Genomic DNA, 23,267 nt, shown 5'->3' with positions numbered 1-23,267 from the left:
CATTGAGTCAACGCCGGTCTGGAGGCGCTCGTGGAAGAGGAAGCGATTTCACGTGACCTTGTCGGTTCGCTGGAGCGTGGCCTGGCGGTGATGGAAATCCTCGCGCGCCATCCTGCCGGCATGACGCTGACCGAGATGGCGGAGGAGGCGGACCTCACGCGAGCGGGGGCCCGGCGCTTCCTGCTGACATTGGTAGCCACGGGCTATGCGACGCAATCCGGCCGGCTGTTTTCGCTGTCGCCGCGCTTGCTGACTGTCGCGCGGACATGGCTTGGCGGCGCTTCGCTCTGGACCTTCGCGGCGCCCATCATGCGCGAGGTGGCGGGGAAATTCGACGAAGCCTGCAATGCGGCAGTGCTGTCGGGCGAGGATGTCGTCTATGTCGCGCGCATCCCTGGACGGCGCATCCTGAGCGTCGCGCTCGATGTCGGCACGCGGCTGCCGGCCTACTGCACCTCGATGGGGCGGGTGCTGCTTTCCGGCCTGTCGGCGGATGAGTTGAAGACCTTCCTTGCCGAGGCGGCCATCAAGCGGCGGACGCCGAAGACGATCACCGGCCGCGCCGCACTCGGCAAGGCCATCGACAGGGCGAGGGCGGATGGCTTCGCCATCGTCGACGAGGAGCTGGAGCTTGGCCTGCGCTCGATTGCGGTGCCGATCGTCGATCGCGCCGGGCGCACCGTCGCGGCCATCAACGTCTCGACGCAGTCGGCGCGTTTCTCGGTCGAGGCGATGGAGCGCGACATCCTGCCGGTGCTGCGGCAGGCCAGGCAGCGCGTCGAGGAATTCTTCTTCGTTTGACGACCAGCCGATGTTTGACAGGCAGCCGATCGTCGGGCCGAAGCCCGTTGACGCTTCATTTCAGATACGCTAATGAACAGGATTATACAGGTTCACTGAACAGGTATCGATATGGCCCGTCGCGCGATGCAGCTTACTCCCGGCACGGGCAAGCCCGAGCAGATCGCGACGGTTCTGGAGCATGAGATACGCTCCGGCCTGCTTGGCTTCGGCGACCGCCTGCAGAGCGAAAGCGAGCTCGTCCAGCGCTTCTCCGTCAGCCGCAACACGGTGCGCAAAGGGTTGGAAGAACTCTCCAGCCGGGGGCTCATCACCACCAAGGTCGGCATCGGCTCCTTCGTGACCTTCGACGGCATGCCGGTCGATGACGCGATCGGCTGGTCGCGCGCGCTTGCCAATGCGGGCGCCAATGCCGAGACCCGCACCTTGCGGCTCGAGATCATCGAGGACGCGGAACTGGCGGCCAGGCTCGGCGTGGACAGCTCGTCCTTCATTGCCGTCGACCGCGCCCGCACCAATGCCAATGACGGCCACGCCATCTCGATCGAGCGCAGCCGCCTGCCGCTGTCGCCCGAATTGGAGGACATACCCCTGCGCGGCCTGCGCGAAGGCACGCTGCACCAGACGCTGCGCGGGGCAGGGCTGGTGCCCGACCACGGCGAGGAGTGGGTCGATATCGAGATGCTGAGCGCCGCCGACGCCGCGATCCTCGATTGCGCGCCCGGCACGCCGTTCCTGCGCACGCGCCGCCTGACGCGCGCCGCCGACGGACGCGCGATCGAATTCGTCACCAGCCTGCTCAACCCGGCGCATTTCGCGCTTCACCTGGAGTTCTGAGCATGGCCGGGGAGGCAAGTGATCGAACAATAGGCGATCGGGCAATGGGCGCGTTGATCGGCGGGGCGCTGGGCGATGCGCTGGGTATGCCGACGCAGCTTCTGTCGCCGGCCCGCATCGCCGAGCTCTACGGCCATGTCGAGGATTTCATCGCGCCCGCCGCCGACCACCCGGTGTCGAAAGGACTGCCGGCCGGCGCGATCACCGACGACACCGAGCAAGCGCTGCTGCTTGGCCGCATCCTGGTCGAGTCCGGCGGGCGTTTCGACCATGCGCGCTGGGTCAACGCGCTGCTCGACTGGGAGCGCGACGTCAAGGCTCGCGGCAGCTACGACCTGCTCGGACCGTCGACCAAGCGCGCCATCGACGCCATCAACAGCGGCGTGCCGGCCGAGGAGGCTGGACGCAGCGGCGACACCAATGGCGCGGCAATGCGCATCGCGCCGGTCGGCATCATGATGCCGCCGGAGCCGCTCGATGCCCTGGTCGCCAAAGTCGCGGAAACGTGCCGGGCCACGCACAATACCTCGATCGCCATTGCCTCGGCCGCGGCAGTCGCCGCAGCTGTCAGCCTCGGTGTCTCGGGTGGCGACTGGCGCGCCGCTTCCGGCCATGCGGTCGCAGCCGCGAGACTTGGTGCTGCGCTCGGCCATTGGGTCACCGGCGGTGATATCGCCGCGCGCATTTTCTGGGCGCAGGCGCTCGTTCGGGGCAAGGCGGAGAAGGAAGCAATCAAGCTGATCGTCGACCTGATCGGCACGGGCGTCGCCAGCCAGGAATCTGTGCCGGCGGCATTCGCGGTGCTGGAGGTCGCGCAGGGCGATGCATGGCGGGCCGCCGTGATCGCGGCCAATCTCGGCGGCGACACCGACACGATCGGGGCGATTGCCGCCGGCATGGCCGGCGCCTGCTCCGGCCTGTCGAAGCTGCCGCGGGATCGCATCGCCCAACTGCATGGCATCGACATCGCGGATGTCCGCGCGCTGGCCGAGGATCTGGTCGCGGCGCGGACGGCCAAGACCGGTCCAGGCAAGGAGGACGCGGCGTGAGCGCACGGCTCGTCCATGTCGGCAGCGCGGTGGTCGACTATGTCTACCGCATCGACGCCTTGCCGGCGCCGGGCACGGAAAAAACCGCGACGAGCTATGCGCGGGTCGCCGGCGGCGGCTTCAACATGATGGTCGCGGCAAGCCGCACCGGCATGAAGGTGGTGTTCGGCGGCCAGCTCGGCACCGGGCCGGACGGCGACTTCCTGCGCGCCGCCTTCGCGGCCGAAGGCATCGAGACGCTGACACCGCCGTCACCATCCATGGACAGCGGCAATTGCGTCGCCATGATCAGCCGCGACGCCGAACGCACCTTCGTCTCCTGGCCGGGCGCCGAGAGCCGGTTGACGCTCGACATGATGAAGCCGGTCCAAGCCGTTCCAGGCGATTGGGTTTTCACGTCGGGCTATACGCTGAGCTATCCCGGCAGCCGTGACGCGCTCACCGACTGGATCGAGGCGCTGCCGGCCGGCATTCCCTTCGTCTTCGATCCGACTCCGGTGATCGCCGATATTCCGCGGCCGATCCTGGACAGGGTGCTGGCGCGCACGACCTGGCTGAGCTGCAACACCAACGAGGCCGCGGAGATTGCCGGCGCCGGCGATGCCCAGACCGTCGCCATCCGGTTGCTCGCCGAGCATTGCCCCAGGGCCGAAGGCGTCGTCATCCGTGCCGGCGCGCATGGCTGCCTGGTGCGCATGGCCGACGGCGGCACCCGTACGGTGCCCGGGTTCAAGGTGGAGGCGGTCGACACCAATGGTGCCGGCGACACGCATATCGGCGCCTTCGTCAGCGGCCTTTCGCGCGGTCTAAGCCCTTGCGACGCGGCACGCTATGCCAACGCCGCCGCCGCACTTTCTGTCACACGCCATGGCGGGTCCTCCGCGCCGACCGACACTGAGATCCAAAAATTCCTGACTAAGCGCGGCGAAGCGACGACCGCGCCTGGCCAGGCGAAAGCGACTGCAACTTAACAAGCCCGTCAATCGGGCAAACAATGAGAGGAAAAGAACATGCGCATGCCCAGACTGACCGCTTTTCTGACGGCTACCGCCGTCTTCGTTTCCGCCTTCACGCTGGCAGCACAAGCCGCCGAGGAAGTGCACGTGCTCAACTGGAAAGGCTATGGCGCCGACGAGCCATGGGCGGTCGCCAATTTCGAGAAGGCGACCGGCTTCAAGGTGGTCAACGACTTCTTCAACTCCGAGCAGGAGATGCTGACCAAGATCCGGACCAATCCCGGCCTCTACGACGTCGTCATGATCAACGCCGCCTTCAACGACCAGGCGATGGCCGGCAAGCTGATCCAGCCGATCGATGTCTCGAAGCTTTCCAACTATGCCGACATCGCCAAGGACAAGGCCAGCTCGCCGATGCTCAACCATGACGGCAAGGTCTATGGCGTGCCGTGGGTGTGGGGCCTGACGGCGCTGGCCATCAACGAGAAATCCTTCGACAAGCCGCCGACGAGCATCGCCGAGATGTGGGACCCGGCGCATAAGGGCCGCGTCATCATCCGCGACGACGCTGTCGAGGCGGTCCAGTTCGGCGCGCTGGCGTCGGGGCAGAACATCAACGACATCAAGGATATGGACGCGGTCAAGGCGAAGCTCACCTCGCTGATGCCGCAGATCAAGACCTTCTGGAGCTCCGAGAACGACTGGAACCAGATGGTCGCCTCCAACCAGATCGACATCGGCACCTATTGGAGCGGCTCGGCCGACCGCGCCAAGACGCATTTCAAGCTGCCGGTCTCGCTGGTCATCCCGAAGGAAGGCTCGGTCGCCTGGCTCGACGCTTTCTCGATCCCCGTCGGTTCCAAGAACGTCGCCGGCGCCGAGGCCTTCATCAACTACATGATCGATCCGAAATTCTATGTCGAATGGGTCACCAAGGTCGGCGCGCCGGTCTCCGCCAACACCAAGGCGGTCGAGGCGCTGCCGGAGGACGCCTTCAACCGCAAGGTGATGGGCAGCCCGGACGTCGCCAAGCGCATCCAGTTCCAGGCGCCGGTCACCGACGAGCAGCGCGAGAAATACCTGGCGCTGTGGCAGGAGCTGAAGGTCAACGTGAAGTAACAGGCGTCTTTCGGGAGGAGAGGCAAAATGGCTGACCAGCTTGCGGTCGGTTCGCGCCGCGGACTGAAGCCGGCCCTGCCGCTTCTCCTTCCCGCCTATCTGTGGCTGACGGTGGCGATCTTCCTGCCGCTGTCGGCCATGGTTTTCTTCTCCTTCATGACCGACCTGCCGCTGGCAGGCAAAGAGTGGTCGTTCACGCTTGGCAATTACGCCGCCTTCTTCTCGCAAAGCCTCTATTCGCGGCTTCTGCTTTCATCGCTGCGGCTCGGCCTCGAGGTGACGCTGTGGTGCGTCGTCATCGGTTATCCGGCGGCCTATGTGCTGGCCAAGGTGCTGAAGGGCCGCAGCCGCGAGGCGATCTTCCTGCTCGTCATCCTGCCGTTCTGGTCGAACGGGCTGGTGCGTATCTTCTCCTGGGCCATGGTGCTGCGCGAAGGCGGCATCCTCGACACGGCGCTGAACGCTGTGCTGCCGTTCAAGATCAACATCGATCTCATGTATTCCTATCCCGCCGTCATCATCGGCCTGGTGCACTCCTATGTGCCCTACATGGTTCTCACCTGCTATCTCACGCTGCAGGCCATCGACGATTCGCTGATCGAGGCGGGCCGCTCGCTCGGCGCTTCGCGCCGGCAGGTGCTGTGGCGGGTGATCATCCCGCTGTCGATGCCGGGCCTGATCGCGGGTGCCGCGCTGATCTTCGTGCCGGTCGTCGGCTCCTTCATGGAGCCGCGCATCCTCGGCGGCCGCACCGGCACTTTCTATGGCACCGTCATCGAGGACCAGTTTGTCGCGGTGTTCAACTGGCCACTGGGTGCCGCACTTTCCTTCATCCTGCTCGCGGTGGTGCTGATCATCCTGGCGCTGGCCGCACCTGTCCTGCGGAGAGCCGCGTGATGGCGGCGACGCGCATCCTCGAATGGCTCGGGCGTTTCTACATCGGGCTTTTGCTCGGCTTCCTCTATCTGCCGATCATCATCATGGCGGCTATGTCCTTCAACGCCTCGCCCTTCTACCAATTGCCGTTCGAGTGGACGACGGACTGGTACGCCTCGCTCTGGCAGAACGAGCAGTTGATCGCGGCGACCTGGAACAGCATCGAGATCGCAATCATCACCACTTTGATCTCGACGGTGCTGGGTTCGATGGCCTCGCTCGCGCTCTACCGCTATGAGTTTCGCGGCAAGAAATTCCTGCAGGCGCTGCTCTTCCCGCCGATCGCCGTTCCGTGGCTGATCACCGGCACGGCCATGCTGATCTTCTTCTTCGGCGTCGGCATCGGCCGCGGGCTCATCGCCATCCTGCTCGGCCATGTCGCGCTGGCGCTGCCTTATGTCATCGTCGTCGTGTCGGCGCGGCTGCAGACCTTCGCGCCTGAACTGGAGGAGGCGGCGCGCTCGCTGGGCGCCAACCAGTGGCAGGTGACCATGCGCGTGACCTTGCCCTGGATCATGCCCGGCGTGATCGCCGGCGGGCTCTTTGCCTTCGCCGTGTCGTTCGACCAGTTCGTCGTCTCCTACTTCCTGTCGACGCCCGGCCAGACGACGCTGCCGGTCGAAATCTACGCCGCGATCCGCAAGGGCTTCACGCCCGAGATCAACGCGGTCTCGACCATCATCATTGTCGTGTCGATGGCGCTGATGCTGCTCACGGCGCGCTTCTTCAAATTCGGCGGAGAGAAGTAATGGCTGGCGTCCAGGTCGCGAACGTCTCCCGCAGCTTTGGCGCGCACAAGGCGCTGGACGATGTGTCGATCGATTTCGCCGATGGCGGCTTCTATGCGCTGCTCGGGCCTTCGGGCAGCGGCAAGACCACGCTGCTCAGGCAGATCGCCGGTTTTGACTTTCCGGATGCCGGCCGCATCGCCATCGGCGGCGAAAGCGTCGAGCGCGTGCCGGTCGAGAAGCGGCGCATCGGCATGGTGTTCCAGAATTATGCGCTGTTCCCCAATATGAGCGTCGCCGACAATGTCGCCTTCGGCCTTTCGGTGCGCGGCGAGCCGAAGGCGACGATCGCGGCGGAGGTGCAGCGCGCGCTCGACCTCGTGCAGCTCGGCAAGCTCGGCGGCCGCAAGCCGCACCAGCTCTCCGGCGGCCAGCGCCAGCGTGTGGCGCTGGCTCGGGCCATCGTCACCAAGCCGCGCGTGCTTCTGCTCGACGAGCCGCTCGGCGCGCTCGACAAGGCGTTGCGCGTCGACATGCAGATCGAGCTGAAGCGCATCCAGCGCGAGATCGGCATCACCACGATCTTCGTCACGCACGACCAGGAAGAGGCGCTGACGATGAGCGACCGCATCGGCATCCTGCGCGATGGCAGGCTGGTGCAGGAAGGCCCGCCGGAGGAGATCTACGACAGGCCGCAAAGCGAGTTCGCAGCGACCTTCCTCGGCGACGCCAACATCTTTCGCGGTGACGCGACCGGCTCCGGGATCAAGCTGCCGGACGGCACAACGATCGCGGCTTCGACCGGCGCATCGGTGCCGGCCGGCGCCAAGGCGAGCTGCGCGGTCCGGCCCGAGCGCATCCGGATTTCCACCGGCGCGGCAAAGCCCGATCCAGCCAATGCCAACACGCTCAAGGGTCAGGTCTCGAAACGCATCTTCGCCGGCAACAACAGCACCTATTTCGTCGACCGTGACGGCCAGACGCTGAAGGTGATCGTCCAGAACACAGGGGCCGAGAGGCTGGCCGAAGGCGAGCCGGTGGTGCTCAGCTGGTCACCGGACAGCACGGTGCTGATCGCGGCGAGCTGACCGACGTGGCCGAGCCGCCATCAGACCCTGATGGGAAATGATGGCACGGGACTTGGCTGAAGTCCGGACCATAGCGTTATATCCAGTCCTCGACGGAGGAATGGATGGCGAGCATGGGTTTCGAGCCGGACGTTGAAGTCCGGGTCAAGGACTACCGGATCGGCTGCATCGGCGCCGGCATGATCATGGCGGAGTGCCATCTGGCCGCCTATCATGAAGCCGGCTTTCCCGTGGTGGCCATCGCATCGCGCACGAAGGCCAATGCCGAGAAGGTGGCCGCCCGCTGGGGTATTGCGACCGTCCACGATACGCCTGAGCAGCTGATCGAGAACGGCCGCGTCGAGATCGTCGATCTCGCTTTCCCGCCCGACCAGCAGCCGGCGCTGATCCGCCATGCGCTGAAGCAGCCGCACGTCAAGGCGATCCTGGCGCAGAAGCCGCTGGCGCTCTCGGTGGAAGAAGCGGTTAAGCTGCGCGACGAGGCAGCCGCCTCGGGCAAGATCCTCTCGGTCAACCAGAACATGCGCTACGACCAGTCGATGCGCGTCCTGAAGCAGATCATCGACAGCGGCGCGCTGGGCGAGATCGTCTTTGCCGAGATCGACATGCACGCGATCCCGCACTGGCAGACATTCCTGGCCGAGTACGACCGGCTGACGCTCGCCAATATGAGCGTGCACCACCTCGACGTTCTGCGTTTCCTGTTCGGCGATCCGGACGACATCACAACGCTGACGCGCAAGGACCCGCGGACCAGGTTCGAGCATTCCGACGGCATCACGGTCTCGACGCTGCGCTTTCCCTCGGGCGTGTTCGCGGTGTCGCTGGAAGATGTCTGGTCCGGCCCGCGCCAGGAAGGCTATCGGGACGACCAGCATATCGCCTGGCGCGTCGACGGCACCAAGGGCGTCGCCAAGGGGACGATCGGCTGGCCGAAGGGCATCGCCTCGACCTTGACTTACGCCTCGACCGAGACGACGGGCGGTGAATGGGTGACGCCGAGTTGGGAGACGATGTGGTTCCCGCACGCCTTCATCGGCGTGATGGAACAGCTCCAGCATGCGCTGAAGACCGGCACGCCGCCGGCGCTCTCCGTCGCCGACAACGTCAAGACGATGGCGCTGGTCGAAGCCGGCTACCGGTCGATGGCCGAAGGCCGCACCATCAAGCTGTCCGAAATCCGCATCGACTGAGGCGGCTGAAGGCAAGGCAACAGAATCGCTTACGGGAGGACTTCAGCTCATGATGCAGGCGGGTATCTTCACAGGCTACTTCCCTTACGAGCTCGAGGAGGTCGCCAGGCGCATCCGCGCGCTCGATTTCAACACGGTGCAGCTCGACCTGCATTTCAAGGATATCGACCTGTCGGCCGGGCAGATCACCAGGGACAAGGCAAGGAAAGTGCGCGACATGTTCCGCGACCACAACCTGCCGGTCTGCTGCCTGTCCGGCTACACCAACATCATCCATCCGGACAAGGCGGAGCGGGAGAAACGGCTTGCCTACCTCAAGGAGATCATCCGCAACGCACGCGAATTCGGTTCGCCCTATGTGATCTCGGAGACCGGCACCTACAACACCGAGTCCGACTGGGTGCACCACCCGAAGAACAAGACCGAGGAAGGCTTCGAGGAATGCCGCAAGGTGATCTCGGACCTTGCCCAGACGGCTTACGATCACGGCGCGGTGTTCCTGCTCGAGACCTATGTCAACAACGTCGTCGGCTCAGTCGAGGAGACAGTAAAAATGTTCGCGCAGGTCGACCACCCCGGTCTCGGCCTCTTGATGGATCCGACCAATTATTTCGAGGCGCATAACATCGACCGTATGGATCAGGTGCTGAACCAGGTGTTCGACACGCTGACTGACAAGATCAGGATAGCGCATGCCAAGGACGTGAAGCGCGCGGGCAGCGACAAGACCGAGAAGCATGCCGATATCGGCGACGCGGATGCGCATGACGGACTGACCTTCCGCGGCGTCGGCGAGATCGAGTTGCCGGCGCCTGGTCTCGGCGCGCTGAACTACGACCTCTACCTCAGGCGGCTCAGCGAGAAGCATCCGAACATCCCGGTGATCATCGAGCATCTGACCGAGGACGACGTGCCGCGCGCCAAGACATTCCTCGACGGCAAATTCCGCGCGAACGGGCTTTGATCGGACGATGACGACGGCCTCCGGCACCAAGCGCGATTACAGCCTTGTCGGCGAAAGCACACGTACGGCGATCGAGACCGGACTTGCCTCGGCCGAGTGGTACCACACCGACGTGGCGCGCAAGACCATGAAGGAATTGATGCAGCGCTCGGATGGACCGGCGATCCGCGACACCATCATCTGGATCGCGCTGATCCTGGGCTCGGCGGCCGGCATCGTCTGGTTCTGGGGCACGTGGTGGATCGTGCCGTTCCTGTTCGTCTATGGTGTGCTCTACGGCTCGTCGAGCGACTCGCGCTGGCACGAATGCGGCCACGGCACCGCCTTCCGCACGCGCTGGATGAACGACGTCGTCTATCACATCGCCTCGTTCATGCTGATGCGCAATCCGGTGCAGTGGCGCTGGAGCCATGCGCGGCATCACACCGACACCATCATCGTCGGTCGCGACGCTGAGATCGCGGTGATGCGGCCGCCGGACCTGATCAAGGCGGGCTTGGCCTTCACCGGCATCCTCGACTTCCGCTATTCGCTGCCGACGCTGGTGCGCCAGGCCTTCGGCACATTGTCGGACGACGAGAAGAGCTACATCCCGGAGATGGAGCAGCACAAGGCGGTGACCGCGGCGCGCTGGCACATGGTCGTGTATGCCGCGACGATCGCTGTCGCGATCGCGCTTGGGTCATGGATACCGCTGGTGCTGATCGGCCTGCCGCGCCTCTACGGCACCTGGCACATGGTGACGACGGGGCTGCTGCAGCATATCGGGCTCGCCGACAACGTCACCGACCATAGGCTCAACACCCGCACCGTCTACATGAACCCGATCAGCCGGTTCATCTACTGGAACATGAACTACCATGTGGAGCATCACATGTTCCCGATGGTGCCCTATCACGCGCTGCCCAAGCTGCATGAGCTGATCAAGCACGATTTGCCGGTGCCGAACCCGTCGATGTGGCATGCCTATCGCGAGGTCTGGCCGGTGCTGCTCAGGCAGCTGAAATACGAGGACTACTATCTGAAGCGCGAATTGCCGCCGACGGCCAAGCCCTATCGCGGCGAGTTCCATGATCTCGACATAACGGCCGCGGCCGCCGAATAGGCGCCGCGCATCAATCCAGAGAAAGATAATGGCCGGAGAGTGATGATGGCGGAGTGGGTCGAAGCATGCGCGGTGGGCGATGTGGACGAGGAGGACGTGATCCGCTTCGACCATGGCGGCCGCACCTTCGCGATCTATCGCTCGCCGGACGACGCGTTCTTCGCGACCGATGGGTTCTGCACGCATGAAAAGGCCCATCTCGCCGACGGGCTGGTGATGGACGACATCATCGAATGCCCCAAGCACAACGGCCGCTTCAACTACAGGACCGGCGAGGCCAAGGGCGCGCCGGTCTGCGTCGACCTCAAGACCTATCCGGTCAAGGTCGAGGCCGGTAAGGTGATGATCGATATCGGCTGAAAGCCGTCAGACAAAACAGGATGTACCGATGAGCCGAAAGAGACCGACCGTTGCCGATCTGCGCGCCATGAAGGGCAAGCGGCAATTGACCATGCTGCGCGTGCTGACGCTGGAAGAGGCCGAGGCTGCCGAGCGGGCAGGGGTAGATATCGTCTCGGTGCCGCCGGAACTGGTGCTCAATCCGCAATACCGCGATGCCGCGCCCGGCCTCTTCACCATGCCGGGCGAGAACTTTTTCGAGATCGGCACGGCCGACGATTTCGTGCGCTGGTCGTTCCGGCTCTACAAGGCCGGCGCCGACGCCGTCTATTGCAGCGCCGGCTATGCCACCATCAAGCGCATGGCCGACGACGCCATCCCCGTTATCGGCCATGTCGGTCTCATTCCCTCCCGCGCGACCTGGACCGGCGGCTTCAAGGCGGTCGGCAAGACCGCGGACACCGCCATGCAGGTTTTCGAGGCGGTCAAGCAGCTGGAAGCCGCCGGCGCCATCGGCGCCGAGATCGAGGTGGTGCCGGTGGAAGTCGCGAAAGCAATCTCCGAGCGCACCCCGCTGATCATGCTGTCGATGGGCGCGGGCACGGGCTGCGACGCGCAATATCTGTTCGCCGAGGATATTCTCGGCACCAATCGCGGTCACATGCCGCGCCACTCGAAGGTCTATCGCAACTTCGCCGCCGAATACGACCGGCTGCAACAGGAGCGCATCGCGGCGTTTTCCGAATATGTCGCCGACGTCAACAGCGGCGCCTATCCGGAGGACAGGCATATCGTGCACATGGACCCGGACGAGCTCACCCTGTTCATGAAGAAGGTCGACGCAAAGGCCTGATCCAAGAATCGAAAAGCTTCAGCCGGCAGCCGGCGGACCTTGCCAGATTCCGCTGACGAGGGCGGCATAAAGCGCTTCGGCATCGATGCCCAGTGGCCTGTCTTCCTTGAGCGTCGCCACATGCGAGCGCACGGCCGCGTGGATTGCGCCCGTGGCCGGTGCCAGCGCCATGCCCTCGCGCAAATCGACGGCCTGCGCCGCGGCCATCAGCTCGAAGGCGATCAGCCGCCGCCACAGAACGATCATCTCCGCGCATTTGGCGACGGCGAGCGGCGTCTGCGTGGCGTGATCCTCGACGCCCTCGGATACGGGCAGGAAATCGAGCATCACCGGATTGGCCTTGTGGCGGATCGCGGCCAGGATCGCCGTCACCGTCTTCTGCAGCGGAACGAAGCCGGCGGAAGCGCCGCCGACCGGCGACAGATATTTCGGCAGGCCGTGGCGGGTCGAGCCGGTAAGCTGGATGAAGCGCGCCGCTGACGCGGCCGCGCATTGGGCGATCGCCAGGCCAAGCGTTTCGAAGGCGAGCGCCAGCGACGCGGTGTGGAAGTTGCCGGTCGATATGACCAGCTCATCCTCGGCAAGCACCAGCGGATTGTCGGCGGCGGCGTTGAGCTCGATCTCGACCGCCAGCCTGGCATGGTCGATCGCCTGGGTCAGCGCGCCGTGGATCGAAGGCATGCAGCGGACCGACAGCGGGTCCTGGATGGTGGTCGGCGCCGGCGCTTCGTCGCGCGCCAGCAGGTCGCGCAGCGCCTTCGCAGCAAGCTGCTGGCAGGCGCCCGGGCGTGCCTGATGCTGGCGCGGATCGAGGATGGTGCGGTTGGCGCCAATGCCTTCCATCGTCAGCGCGCCGGCCTGCTGCTGCTGGTCGAGCGCCGACAGCGCATCGGTCAGCGCCAGCGCTCCGGCGCCGGCGGAAACCGCCGAGGCGTTGATCAAAGAGAGGCCGTCCTTCGGCGAGAGCGTGACGGGCGCGAGCCGCGCCATCATCAAAGCCTTGGCGGCAGGCATGCGGCGGCCCTGATATTCCGCTTCACCTTCGCCGATCAGCACCCTGGCGATCGCCGTCATCAGCAGGAGGTCGCCGGCGCCGATCGAGCCCAGCGACGGCATCACCGGATGCACGCCGGCATTGAGCGCCTCGACCAACGCCGCGAACACGCGCGGCGACAGGCCCGAGCCGCCGGAAGCGAGCATCGCAACGCGGGCGAACATCGCCGCCCGCACCGCCGGCATCGGCAGGGCCTCGCCGACGGCGGCGCTGCGGCCTTCGATCAACTGGCGCTGGAAGGCGCTCGAGTCGCCTTCGACCGCCGTGACGAGATTGGCGCCAAGACCTCTGTTGAGCCCGTAGATCTGCTGGCCGCCGGCCGCGGCGGCATCGAGGACCTGGCGAGCCTTGTTGAGTTTTTCGAGGACGGCGGAAGTGACCTCGACCTTGCAGGCATTGCGCGCGGCGGCGACCACATCCTCGATGCTGACGCCGGCGCCGGTGAGAACGAGCGGGCTCATGCGAAGCGCAGCCTCTGGCCGATGCCGTTTTCGCCGGCCTTGGCGAGCATGGCCTTGCCGAGCGCGATATCGGAGAGCGACAGGCCGCGATGCCAGAACAGGATCGTCTCGCCATCGCTTTGCCGACCGGGTTTGAGGCCGGCGGCGATCTGGCCGAGCTCCGCATGCAGCGTCGCCTCGCTCAGCCGTCCCGTCTCGACATGGGCGCGCAGCGAGCCGAACTTGCCGCCCTTGCACTGCCCCCAGTCGTCGACGACGATCTTCTGCATGATGTCGGTGAGCGACAGTTCGACCGCGCTCATCGTGCCGTAGGGCACCACCAGCGCGCCCCGCTTGATCCATTCGGTCTTGAGCAGCGGCTGCGGCTCCGGCAGCCGCGAGGCCTCGACGACGATATCGGCGCCATCGACACAGCTTTTCCAGTCGGCCACCGCCAGGACCGGCTTGCCGAGGTCGGCGGCGAGCTTCGCGGCGAAAGCGTCGCGGCTTTCCGGCCGGCGCGAATGGACGCGGATCTCGTCGAAGTCGAAGAGATGGTCGAGCAGGCGCACATTCCAATAGGCGGTGCCGCGCGCGCCGATGTGGCCGAGCACCTTGGACGACTTCTTCGCCAGATGCCGAGCGCCGATGGCGGTAACGGCGCCTGTCCGCATGTCGGTGATGACGGTGGCGTCGAGGATGGCGCGCGGCGTGCCGGTGCGTGGATCGAAAAGATTGAGGATGCCGAATTCCGACGGCAGGCCGTGCTTGTAGTTGTCGACATAATCGCCGACGATCTTCACGCCGGCGGCATCGAGCGGCGCCACATAGCCGCGCAGCACGTTGAAGTGGCCATGAAAGGACGGGTCGGGCTCGAGATGGACGCGCGGCTCGATCACCGTCTGGCCCTTACCCTGCGCGACGAGCCCGGTTTCGACGGCGCCGATGATCTCGGCGTCGGTCATGGCCAAAGCTTCGATGTCGAGAGCATTGAGGTAGTCGATATAGATAGGCTTCATGCGGTTTCCTCGGCCACCCCCGGGCTCATCCATAACAGGCGAAACGGCGACACGGAAGTTTGTTGGATAAGCTCTGGACGGGACCGGGCTTATGCTGTTCAACCACCGCGTCATGACCAGCATTCCCGACAACGAGGCCGTGTCCCGGCCGATAGATTCTGCAAGGCAGTCCCGGCGCGTCGCGCTGATCGTGGCGGTCGCCTTCTTCATGCAACTGCTGGACTCGACGATCATCTCGACGTCGCTGCCGCAGATGGGGCAGTCCTTCGGCGTGCCGGCGGTGGCGATGAGCATCGGCATCACCGCCTACATGCTGACCATGGCGGTGTTCGTGCCGCTGTCGGCCTGGCTTGCCGACCGGTTCGGCGCGCGCAACATCTTCCTCGTCGCGATCGCGCTGTTCACGCTGGCCTCGATCGCCTGCGGCTTTTCGCAGAGCCTGACTGAGTTCGTCGCCGCCCGCATCGTGCAGGGCCTTGGCAGCGCGCTGATGACGCCGGTAGGCCGCATCCTGGTGCTGCGCAATGCCGAAAAGTCGGAGCTGCTCAACGCCACGGCGCTGATCACTTGGCCGGCCCTGTTCGCGCCGGTGGTCGGGCCGGTGCTCGGCGGCTTCATCACCACCTATCTCTCCTGGCACTGGAACTTCTTCATCAACGTTCCGCTGGGGCTGGCCGGATTTGCGCTGGTCGCCCGCTTCGTGCCGGGCGATCGTGAATCCGAGGCGAAACCATTCGATTGGCCGGGCTTTTTCCTCACCTCGCTCGGCCTTGCGGTGATGCTTTACGGGCTTGAACGCCTGGCGCATCCCGAGGACGGCTTGCTGCCGACGATAGGCTCCATCGCCATCGGCATCGTGATCGGCTGGCTCGCCGTGCGCCACCTCTTGCAGGTCCGGCATCCGCTGCTCGACCTTTCGGCCTTCAAGATACTGACCTTCGCGATCTCGACGCTTGCCGCGGGTACGGTCTTCCGCGTCGCGATCAACGCCACGCCCTTCCTGCTGCCGCTGCTGTTCCAGGTCGGCTTCGGCCTGCGTCCAGTCGATGCCGGCCTGTTGGTGCTGGCCTATTTCCTCGGCAATCTCGGCATGAAGACCGTGACCACGCCGACGCTCAGGCGCTTCGGCTTCCGCACAGTGATGGTGGTGAACGGGGCGATCGCATCGCTGGCGATCATGGCTTGCGGCGCGATCTCGCCGCAGACGCCGCTGCCGCTGACCGTCGCGCTGATGCTGGTCGCCGGTCTCACGCGCTCGATGCAATTCACCGCGCTGAACACGCTTGCCTTCGCCGATATCGGCGCGCCGCAACGAAGCTCGGCCGCGACGCTCTCCAGCATGCTGCAGCAGATGGCGATGCTGTTCGGCGTGGCGATCGCGGCGGCGGTCCTCAATTTGTCGCAGATCGTCAGGCACGAAGCCGTGCCCGACCTCGTCGACTTCAGAATCACCTTTATCGCGATCGGCCTGCTCGGTCTCGCGGCGGCGATGCGCTTCCTGGTCCTGCCGGCCAATGCCGGAGCCGAGGTTTCTGGCCATTCGACGAACAATTGAGGTCGCGCCGGCCGCATTTCGCGGACTTAAATTGCGTCGGCCCAGCTGCCATCGAACAGGCTCTTCCGCCAGCCGAGCGATCGGGGGCAACGGATTGCCAAAAGCACATTAGTTTCCGGCTATTGCGCCAGTTTCGGCAATTGATGCGTCCACTTGGAAAATAGTCGGAGAGGCGCGGTTATTGAACGCGGATTCATTTGACGAGCCACTGTTGAGCCGATTAGCTTTCGTGCGGGATGGGGGCCGGCACGGCCTTGCCGTCGGGGCGAAAGACACTAGCGATGAATGGGATCGGCTGGCCGAACTGGAGGCACCTTAATCAGGAGGGCATCGTCTTTGCCATCGCCATCCTGCTGTTCGCCGCCGCCGCGCTGGGCCTGCCCGGGTTCCTGACCGCCGACAATCTGGTGGCCATCGTCCGCTCGGTCTCCGTGCTCGGCATCCTGGCGCTTGGCATGGCGGTCGTCATCATCGGCCGCGGCATCGACCTGTCGGCGGTGGCGATCATGGCGATGTCGGTCGCCTGGTACCTGCAACTGCTCAACACCGGAACCTCGGACGGGCTCGCCTTCGTCTACGTGCTGGCGGGCGTTTTAGCCATCGGCCTGCTCAACGGCTTTCTCGTCGCCTATGCCGACGTGCCGGCGATCTTCGTGACGTTGGCCACCGGCTCCTTCGTGTTCGGCTATGTGCGCTCGCAGCTGATCACGCAGGATGCCGTGCCGGTGCCCGGGGGGCACTGGGTCGAGTTGCTCGGCGGCGTCCGCTTCCTCGATATTCCGGTCGAGGTGTTCGTCTTCGCCGGGCTGGCCTTCCTGGTCTTCCTGTTCCTGCGCTACACCAAATGGGGCCGCTTCATCTATTTCGCCGGCGACAATCCGGTCGCCGCCCGCAACATCGGCGTTCCGGTGCGGCCAATGCTTGTGCTGCGCTACGTGCTGTCGGCTTTCGTGGCCCTGATCGCCGGCCTGCTGACGGCGGCCAGCCTGCATTCGATCAACACCCGCATCGTCAATTCGACGCTGCTCTACGACATCGTGCTGGTGGCGGTGATCGGCGGCATCGGCCTGTCGGGCGGCAGGGGCGGGGTGCGCAACGTGCTGGTAGGGGCGGCGCTGATCGGCATCCTGCTCAACGCCATGACCATCATCGATATTCCGCTGCTCTACCAGAACCTGATCAAGGCGGCGATCCTGCTCGGGGCCATCATCGTCGACGGCATCATCAATCCGCGCGACGAGCAGACGGCGCAACAAGGCGACATTTAGAGCAGATGGACTAGCCCATATGCTCAGGGGTACCCGGAGCGATCGCGACGATTGGCCGGCAACAATCGAAACCAGAGGGATATGACATGAGACTATTCAAAACATTGATGGCCGCTGCCACGGCGCTTGCCGTCACCGCCTTCGTGGCGCCGAGCTTCGCCGCCGACGATCCGGGCCCCGCCGCCTATGCCAAGTCGCTCAACGGCAAGCGCGTCATGCTGGTGCCGCTGGCGATGGGCTTCGACCTGGCGCAGGGCTGGGCGCATTATCTGAAGAAGGAAGTCGAGGCCTGGGGCGGCACCTTCGAGACGCGCGATCCGAACTGGGTGGTCGACGCCGGCGCGCAGGCGATCACCGACGCCATCGCTTCCGACACGCGGCCCGACGTGCTGATCATCCATGCGCCCGACCTCAACTCCTATTCGAAGCTGATGAAGAAGGCGCAGGCCGCCGGCACCTATGTGCTGCTGGTCGACAATCCGGCCAACTTCCCGGCCGACGCCTTCGTCGGCAGCGACTGGGACAAGCTCGGCCAGCTCGAAGCCGAAGCGGCGATCAAGGGCTGCGGCGAGAATTCGTCGAAGAAGATCGGGCTGGTGCAGGGCGACCAGGCGAACTCGTCGAGCCTCTACCAGTATGCCGGCATCATGAAAGTGCTGGAGAAGCATCCCGACTTCCAGGTGGTGGCAAAGCCCGACTCGAACTGGGACGCGACGACCTCGCGCAACGTGACGACGACGATGCTGCAGCAGCACCCGGACATCTGCTCGATCATCGACTTCTGGGACGGCGACGCCACCGGCGCCTCAGCCGCGATCCGCGACGCCAAGCTCGACGGCAAGGTGTTCCTGGTCACCACCGGCGGCGGCGAAAAGGCGGCTGACTGCGACAAGCTCGTGGACGGCACCTATGGCGCCGTGGTGATGACCGATCTTGCCCGCCAGTCGGGCGACATGAACGCCATCATCAAGTTCCTGCTGCAGAGCGGCCAGCCTGCCGGCACCTCGCACACCTACATCTACACGCTGGAGAAGGCGACGACCAAGGCCGACCTCAAGCCCGACAGCTGCTGGGACTTGAAGGCGCTGCAGGCCGAAGCGGCGGCGAAATAAGCCGCCGCCCGAGAGCATCCCACGAGGTGGCCGGATCGGTCCGGCCACCTCTTTTCCCGTTGCCCGTTCTTTTTCCGTTGAATGACAGCAGCAGCCGATGAATTTTCGTGAACGCCTCCAGGCCTGGCGCTACAATCTCGTGCCCGACCATCTGGTCGGCGAGATCCTGACCAAGCGCTGGACCGACAACGCCATACCTTTCCTGGCGCTGGTGGCGACGCTCGGCGTGTTCGGCTCGATCATTCCGGGCTTCTTCAAGCTCACCTCGTTGCAGGAATCGACCCGCCAGCTCGGCGAGTTCTCACTGGTGGTGATAGGCATGACCGTGGTGATGCTTGGCGGCGGCATCGATCTTTCGGTCGGCTCGATCTTCGCGCTGTCCTGTTTTTCCGCCGTCTACGTCTTCTTCATCCTCGAGCAGTCGATCTGGCTGGCCCTGGCCGCCGCACTTTGCACGGGGCTCGTCTTCGGCGCCATCAACGGCTACCTGGTCGGATATCTGAGGCTGCGCGCCTTCCTCACCACGCTGGTCACCTTCATCTTCGGGCGGGCGCTGTTCGACATCCTCGTCACCACCTATGCCGCCGACGTGCAGCTTTCGCAGGCTTCCTCCGATGTGCTCGACTTCATAGGCGACGGCACGTTCTGGGGGCTGTCGGTCTCGGTCTGGTTGGCGATCATCCTGGCCATCGTCACGCATGTCGCGCTGACGCGATCGCGCCCCGGCTGGCATGTGCTGGCGGTGGGTGGCTCCCGGCGCTCGGCGCACAATGCCGGCATCCGCGTGCGCCGCACCGTGTTCATGACCTATGTCTTTTCCGGTTTCTGCGCCTCGATCGGCGGCTTCCTCATCGCCTGCCGGTTGAGCGGTGCGGGGCCGGGCACCGGCCTCAACCTCGAGATCATGGCGCTGACGGCGGCGGTGGTCGGCGGCGTCAGCCTGGGCGGCGGACGCGGCTCGGTGGTCAAGGGCCTGATGGGCGCCATCATCGTGCTCACCATGACCAACGGCCTGATCCGGCTGGGCTACGGCACCGGCACCAACCAGATGGTGCTCGGCATCCTTTTGGCCGTCGCCGTCACCATCGATATCCGCTGGCTGAAGAACCGCCACAAGGTGCTGAACGAGGTCTATGTCGCGCCCGTCTACCTCAAGATGGGCGAGACGCAATCAGCCGCGCCCGGCTCCGGCACATCCTACGAGCTCGACAACCGGCTGTCGGCCGCGGACCATATCGGGCTCGGCGAGCTGGAGGGCCCGGAGGACGTCATCCTCGACCGCGACGACCACCTCTACTGCGGTACGCGCCATGGCGAGATCGTCCGCTTCTTCGCGCCTGACTACAAGCGTTCCGAGGTCTTTGCCCATATCGGCGGCTTTCCGCTGGGGCTGGCCTTCGACAGGCAAGGCAATCTGATCAGCTGCGTCGGCGCCATGGGGCTCTATTCGGTCTCGCCGGAGCGGGACGTGAAGCGCCTGTCGGCCGAGACGGCGCGTTCCTGGACCTCGATCGTCGACGATGCGCGCCTGCGCGACCCGAACGATTGCGACATCGCGCCCGACGGCCGCATATATTTCACGGATTCGACGAAGCGCTATGACGCCCACGATTGGGCGCTGGACTCGATCGAGAACCGCGCCACGGGCCGCCTGCTGGTCTATGACCCGAGGGACGGGTCGACCAAGACACTGCTCGACGGCTACCGCTACACCAACGGCGTGTGCATGGCGCATGACGGCAAGTCGTTGTTCTTCGCCGAAAGCTGGGCCTGCCGCGTGCACCGCTACTGGCTGGAAGGGCCGAAGGCGGGCAGCGCCGAATGCGTCATCCGCGACATGCCGGGCTATCCCGACAACATCAACCGGGCTTCCGACGGCAATTACTGGATGGCATGGCTCGGCATGCGCACGCCGAGCTTCGACCTGTCGCTGCGCCACCCCGACATGCGCAAGCGCATGACGCGGCGCCTGCCGCAGGACGAATGGCTGTTCCCCAACATCAACACCGGCGGCGTGGTGAAGTTCAACGAGAAGGGCGGCATCGTCGAGACGCTCGGCGATCTTTCCGGCAACGCGCATCCGATGGTGACCTCGATGCGCGAGCACAAGGGCTATCTGTTCGTCGGCGGCATCCTCAACAACCGCATCGGGCGCTACAAGATCGCCGGCGCGGACCCGAACTGGACAAGCCCCGCTTGCTATTGGGGAGCAAAGCCATGATCCTCGATCCGATCCTGGATGTGTTTCGTGGCAAGGCGGTCACCATCCCCCCGCTCGACGGCGCCTTCCGTCCCAACACGCGGCTCGACGACCTGCCGGCCTTCGCCGAACTGACCGAACCGGACAATCTTTTGGCGGCCGACGGGCGTCTGCTTGTCTCCAGCGGCAATGCCATCCTGGCGGTTACGGCCGGTTTCGAACCCGTGGGGATCGAGACCTTTCAATCCCCCGTCTCCGCGCTGGCGCTGTCGCCATCGGGCGACCTGACGGTCGGGCTGGAAAGCGGCAAGCTGCTGATTGCCGGCAAGGAGGTCTCGTTGCCTGCGGAGATCCGCTGCATCACGGCGCTTGCCTATGCGGATGATGGCACGCTGTGGCTGGCCAATGGTTCTGCACAGCACCTGCCGTCGCAATGGGCGGCCGACCTGATGAAGAAGGGCGCATCTGGCTCGCTTTGGTCGCGAGCGGCGGGCGGAGATTTTCGTAAAGTGGCCGGCGACATCGCTTTCCCTTACGGACTATATCCCACCGGCGCGGATGTGGTGGTCAGCGAGAGCTGGCGCCATCAACTGGTTCGCTTCGGCGCGACCGGCAACCGCGGCACGCTGCTGACGCATCTACCCGGCTATCCCGCCCGGCTGTCGCCGGCATCGGATGGTGGCGCGTGGCTGACGCTGTTTGCGCCGCGCAACCGGCTGATCGAGTTCGTGCTGCAGGAAACGCATTATCGCCAGGACATGATCGACCAGGTGCCGCCGGCCTACTGGATCGCGCCGGCGCTGGCCTCCAACCGCAGCTTCCTCGAGCCGCTGCAATGCGGCGGCATCCGCACCATGGGCATCCACAAGCCGTGGTCGCCCACCCGTTCCTACGGTCTCGTGGTCAGGCTCGACAGGGCCATGCAACCGCAATTCAGCCTGCACAGCCGCGCCAACGGCACGCGCCACGGTATCTGCAGCGTGGCGGAACAGGACGGCCGCCTGTTCGTGGCCTCGAAGGGCGGCGATTGCGTGCTGGCGCTTGACCTTGCGCCGGGAGGCTTCTGATGGACTCGATCGTGCGCCTGGAGGACGTGACGAAAACCTACCGCGGCGTGCCGGCGGTGAAGAGTGTCAGCTTCGATCTGAGGAAGGGCGAGATCCACGCGCTGCTCGGCGAAAACGGCGCCGGCAAGTCGACGCTGACCAAGATCATCGCCGGCGTCGTCGACGCCACTTCGGGCAAGATGTTCCACAAGGGGCAAGAGATCGCCTACGCCTCGCCGCATGCCGCGCTGGAAGCCGGCATTGCCATGGTGTTCCAGGAGACCAGCCTGGTGCCGTCGATGACGGTGGCGCAGAACCTCTATCTCGGCACAGAGAAATTCCTCAACCGGCTGCGCGGCACCTACATTTCGGCGCAGCAATTCCTGCAGTCGCTGAACTTTCCGGTCGATCCCAACGCGATGGTGGCGACGCTTGGTGCTGCCAAGCGGCAGATGGTCGAGATTGCGCGCGCCGTCCACCACAATGCCGAGATCATCATCTTCGACGAACCCACCGCGACGCTCACGCCGGAGGAGAAACGCCATTTCTTCGCGCTGATCCGGAGGTTGAAGGCGCGCGGCGTGTCGATCGTCTTCATCAGCCATGCGCTGGAAGAGGCGCTGATGATCGCCGACCGCATCACCATCCTGCGCGACGGCGAACTGGTGATCACCGACGAGACATCGGCCTTCGACCGCGACAGGATCGTCGCCGCCATGGTCGGGCGCTCGCTGACCGGGCAGATCTACCGCCAGCGCGACGAGACGAAACTGCGCAAGGCCGGCAAGAAAGTGCTCTCGGTGCAGGACATCTCGATGAGCAACATCGTGCGCAACAATTCCTTCTCGATCTTCGAAGGCCAGATCACCGGCGTGTTCGGGCTGATCGGATCGGGGCGCACCGAGACCTTCAAGATCGTCTCGGGCATCTACAAGCGCGATTTCCTGCGCGGTGGCGCTATCGAGCTCGACGACAGGCCGGTGCGCTATCTGGTGCCGAGCGAGGCGGTGGCCGACGGCATCGTCTACGTCACCGAGGACCGCAAGAGCGAAGGCATCTTCGAGACGATGGGCATTGCAGAGAACCTGTTCGGCGGCCTGCTCGCAGCCGGCCGCGAAAAGGCCTGGGTGATCAACCAGCAGGAGATGCGGCAGCTTTCGGCCGAATGGACCAAGACGCTCAACATCAAGGCGATCAACGACAACGCCCGCGTGGTCGAGCTCTCCGGCGGCAACCAGCAGAAGGTGGTGATCGGCAAGGGGCTGGTGCAGCAGCCGCGCATCGTCATCTTCGACGAGCCGACGCGCGGCGTCGACGTCGGCGCGATCGCCGAGATCCACCAGATCATCAACCGGCTGGCCGACGAAGGGCTCGCCGTGGTCGTCATCTCGTCCTACCTGCCGGAGATCATGAACCTGTCCGACCGGATTCTGGTTTGCCGGCAAGGGCGTATCGTCGAGGAGTTCTCGCCAGCGGAGGCGACGGAGGAGAAGATCATGTATGCGGCAGTGCATTAGGGTAGCGAGGCGACGGCGCATGATCGCACAGTCGGATCGAACACCCATGGAGATTGGCCGAGGCGTCTGTCATTTCGTCATCCACGGG

General features: G+C 64.9%; 21 protein-coding genes. 19 read left to right on the top strand and 2 right to left on the bottom strand.

All coding sequences use genetic code 11. The annotated features are described in order from the left end of the window. Positions 1 to 30 precede the first annotated feature (30 nt). From WDX12_RS33045 to WDX12_RS32985, 13 genes are all read left to right on the top strand, one after another. Entirely contained in the window at positions 31 to 801 is a 771-nt protein-coding gene (locus WDX12_RS33045; RefSeq protein ID WP_434723446.1) for an IclR family transcriptional regulator domain-containing protein, read from the top strand. A gap of 111 nt (positions 802 to 912) precedes the next feature. After that, positions 913 to 1,638: a GntR family transcriptional regulator gene (locus tag WDX12_RS33040; protein WP_320297083.1), complete on the top strand. Its 726-nt coding sequence runs from the start codon at positions 913 to 915 to the stop codon at positions 1,636 to 1,638. A 44-nt stretch (positions 1,639 to 1,682) separates the two neighbouring features. Beyond that, on the top strand, positions 1,683 to 2,687 hold the full coding sequence (locus WDX12_RS33035; RefSeq protein ID WP_434723445.1) for an ADP-ribosylglycohydrolase family protein: 1,005 nt from the start codon (positions 1,683 to 1,685) through the stop codon (positions 2,685 to 2,687). Further along, positions 2,684 to 3,658 (top strand): PfkB family carbohydrate kinase, encoded by a 975-nt coding sequence (locus WDX12_RS33030; protein ID WP_434723444.1) that lies wholly within the window; start codon positions 2,684 to 2,686, stop codon positions 3,656 to 3,658. The genes WDX12_RS33035 and WDX12_RS33030 overlap by 4 nt, the downstream gene beginning before the upstream one ends. Positions 3,659 to 3,697: 39 nt before the next feature. Then, a complete protein-coding gene (locus WDX12_RS33025; RefSeq protein ID WP_434723443.1) occupies positions 3,698 to 4,762 on the top strand; it encodes an ABC transporter substrate-binding protein in 1,065 nt (354 codons plus the stop codon). A gap of 27 nt (positions 4,763 to 4,789) precedes the next feature. Continuing rightward, positions 4,790 to 5,659: an ABC transporter permease gene (locus WDX12_RS33020; protein WP_320297079.1), complete on the top strand. Its 870-nt coding sequence runs from the start codon at positions 4,790 to 4,792 to the stop codon at positions 5,657 to 5,659. After that, complete coding sequence (locus WDX12_RS33015; protein WP_434723442.1) at positions 5,659 to 6,447, top strand: ABC transporter permease; 789 nt, start codon at positions 5,659 to 5,661, stop codon at positions 6,445 to 6,447. Before WDX12_RS33020 ends, WDX12_RS33015 begins: the two co-directional genes overlap by 1 nt. Next, complete coding sequence (locus WDX12_RS33010; protein ID WP_434723441.1) at positions 6,447 to 7,514, top strand: ABC transporter ATP-binding protein; 1,068 nt, start codon at positions 6,447 to 6,449, stop codon at positions 7,512 to 7,514. The genes WDX12_RS33015 and WDX12_RS33010 overlap by 1 nt, the downstream gene beginning before the upstream one ends. A gap of 104 nt (positions 7,515 to 7,618) precedes the next feature. Beyond that, a complete protein-coding gene (locus WDX12_RS33005) occupies positions 7,619 to 8,707 on the top strand; it encodes a Gfo/Idh/MocA family protein (RefSeq protein ID WP_434723440.1) in 1,089 nt (362 codons plus the stop codon). Positions 8,708 to 8,756: 49 nt separating this feature from the next. Beyond that, a complete protein-coding gene (locus WDX12_RS33000) occupies positions 8,757 to 9,671 on the top strand; it encodes a sugar phosphate isomerase/epimerase family protein (RefSeq protein WP_434723439.1) in 915 nt (304 codons plus the stop codon). Between the two features lie 7 nt (positions 9,672 to 9,678). Beyond that, positions 9,679 to 10,776, top strand: coding sequence for a fatty acid desaturase family protein (locus tag WDX12_RS32995; protein WP_434723438.1), 1,098 nt, complete (start codon positions 9,679 to 9,681; stop codon positions 10,774 to 10,776). Positions 10,777 to 10,821: 45 nt separating this feature from the next. Next, positions 10,822 to 11,136 (top strand): MocE family 2Fe-2S type ferredoxin, encoded by a 315-nt coding sequence (locus tag WDX12_RS32990; RefSeq protein ID WP_320297074.1) that lies wholly within the window; start codon positions 10,822 to 10,824, stop codon positions 11,134 to 11,136. 28 nt (positions 11,137 to 11,164) lie between these two features. Further along, entirely contained in the window at positions 11,165 to 11,968 is an 804-nt protein-coding gene (locus WDX12_RS32985; RefSeq protein WP_434723437.1) for a 3-methyl-2-oxobutanoate hydroxymethyltransferase, read from the top strand. Between the two features lie 18 nt (positions 11,969 to 11,986). Here WDX12_RS32985 and WDX12_RS32980 read toward each other — a convergent pair whose 3' ends face one another. Further along, positions 11,987 to 13,483, bottom strand: coding sequence for an HAL/PAL/TAL family ammonia-lyase (locus WDX12_RS32980; RefSeq protein WP_320297072.1), 1,497 nt, complete (start codon positions 13,481 to 13,483; stop codon positions 11,987 to 11,989). Continuing rightward, positions 13,480 to 14,481: an ornithine cyclodeaminase family protein gene (locus WDX12_RS32975; RefSeq protein ID WP_434723436.1), complete on the bottom strand. Its 1,002-nt coding sequence runs from the start codon at positions 14,479 to 14,481 to the stop codon at positions 13,480 to 13,482. Before WDX12_RS32975 ends, WDX12_RS32980 begins: the two co-directional genes overlap by 4 nt. 112 nt (positions 14,482 to 14,593) lie before the next feature. On the opposite strand from WDX12_RS32975, the gene WDX12_RS32970 reads away from it, so the two are divergent. The 6 genes from WDX12_RS32970 to WDX12_RS32945 all read left to right on the top strand — a co-directional run bounded on the left by WDX12_RS32970 (position 14,594) and on the right by WDX12_RS32945 (position 23,179). Further along, positions 14,594 to 16,036, top strand: a complete 1,443-nt coding sequence (locus WDX12_RS32970; protein WP_434725743.1) for a DHA2 family efflux MFS transporter permease subunit — start codon at positions 14,594 to 14,596, stop codon at positions 16,034 to 16,036. Between the two features lie 281 nt (positions 16,037 to 16,317). Continuing rightward, positions 16,318 to 17,304, top strand: coding sequence for an ABC transporter permease (locus WDX12_RS32965; RefSeq protein WP_320297070.1), 987 nt, complete (start codon positions 16,318 to 16,320; stop codon positions 17,302 to 17,304). Between the two features lie 86 nt (positions 17,305 to 17,390). After that, positions 17,391 to 18,416: a sugar ABC transporter substrate-binding protein gene (locus WDX12_RS32960; RefSeq protein WP_434723435.1), complete on the top strand. Its 1,026-nt coding sequence runs from the start codon at positions 17,391 to 17,393 to the stop codon at positions 18,414 to 18,416. 97 nt (positions 18,417 to 18,513) lie between these two features. Continuing rightward, entirely contained in the window at positions 18,514 to 20,637 is a 2,124-nt protein-coding gene (locus WDX12_RS32955) for an ABC transporter permease (RefSeq protein ID WP_434723434.1), read from the top strand. After that, the gene (locus WDX12_RS32950) at positions 20,634 to 21,683 is read left to right on the top strand and encodes a hypothetical protein (RefSeq protein WP_434723433.1); all 1,050 of its coding nucleotides are present in this window, start codon (positions 20,634 to 20,636) and stop codon (positions 21,681 to 21,683) included. The genes WDX12_RS32955 and WDX12_RS32950 overlap by 4 nt, the downstream gene beginning before the upstream one ends. Beyond that, positions 21,683 to 23,179 carry a sugar ABC transporter ATP-binding protein gene (locus WDX12_RS32945; RefSeq protein ID WP_434723432.1) on the top strand — a complete coding sequence of 499 codons (1,497 nt, stop codon included), beginning with the start codon at positions 21,683 to 21,685 and terminating at the stop codon, positions 23,177 to 23,179. The genes WDX12_RS32950 and WDX12_RS32945 overlap by 1 nt, the downstream gene beginning before the upstream one ends. The last annotated feature ends 88 nt before the right edge of the window (positions 23,180 to 23,267 follow it).

Source organism: Mesorhizobium sp. RIZ17 (assembly GCF_051127865.1).
GTDB classification, from domain to species: domain Bacteria; phylum Pseudomonadota; class Alphaproteobacteria; order Rhizobiales; family Rhizobiaceae; genus Mesorhizobium; species Mesorhizobium humile.
Note: the sequence above shows the minus strand (reverse complement) of the source record. Positions and strands in the feature narration are given on the sequence as shown.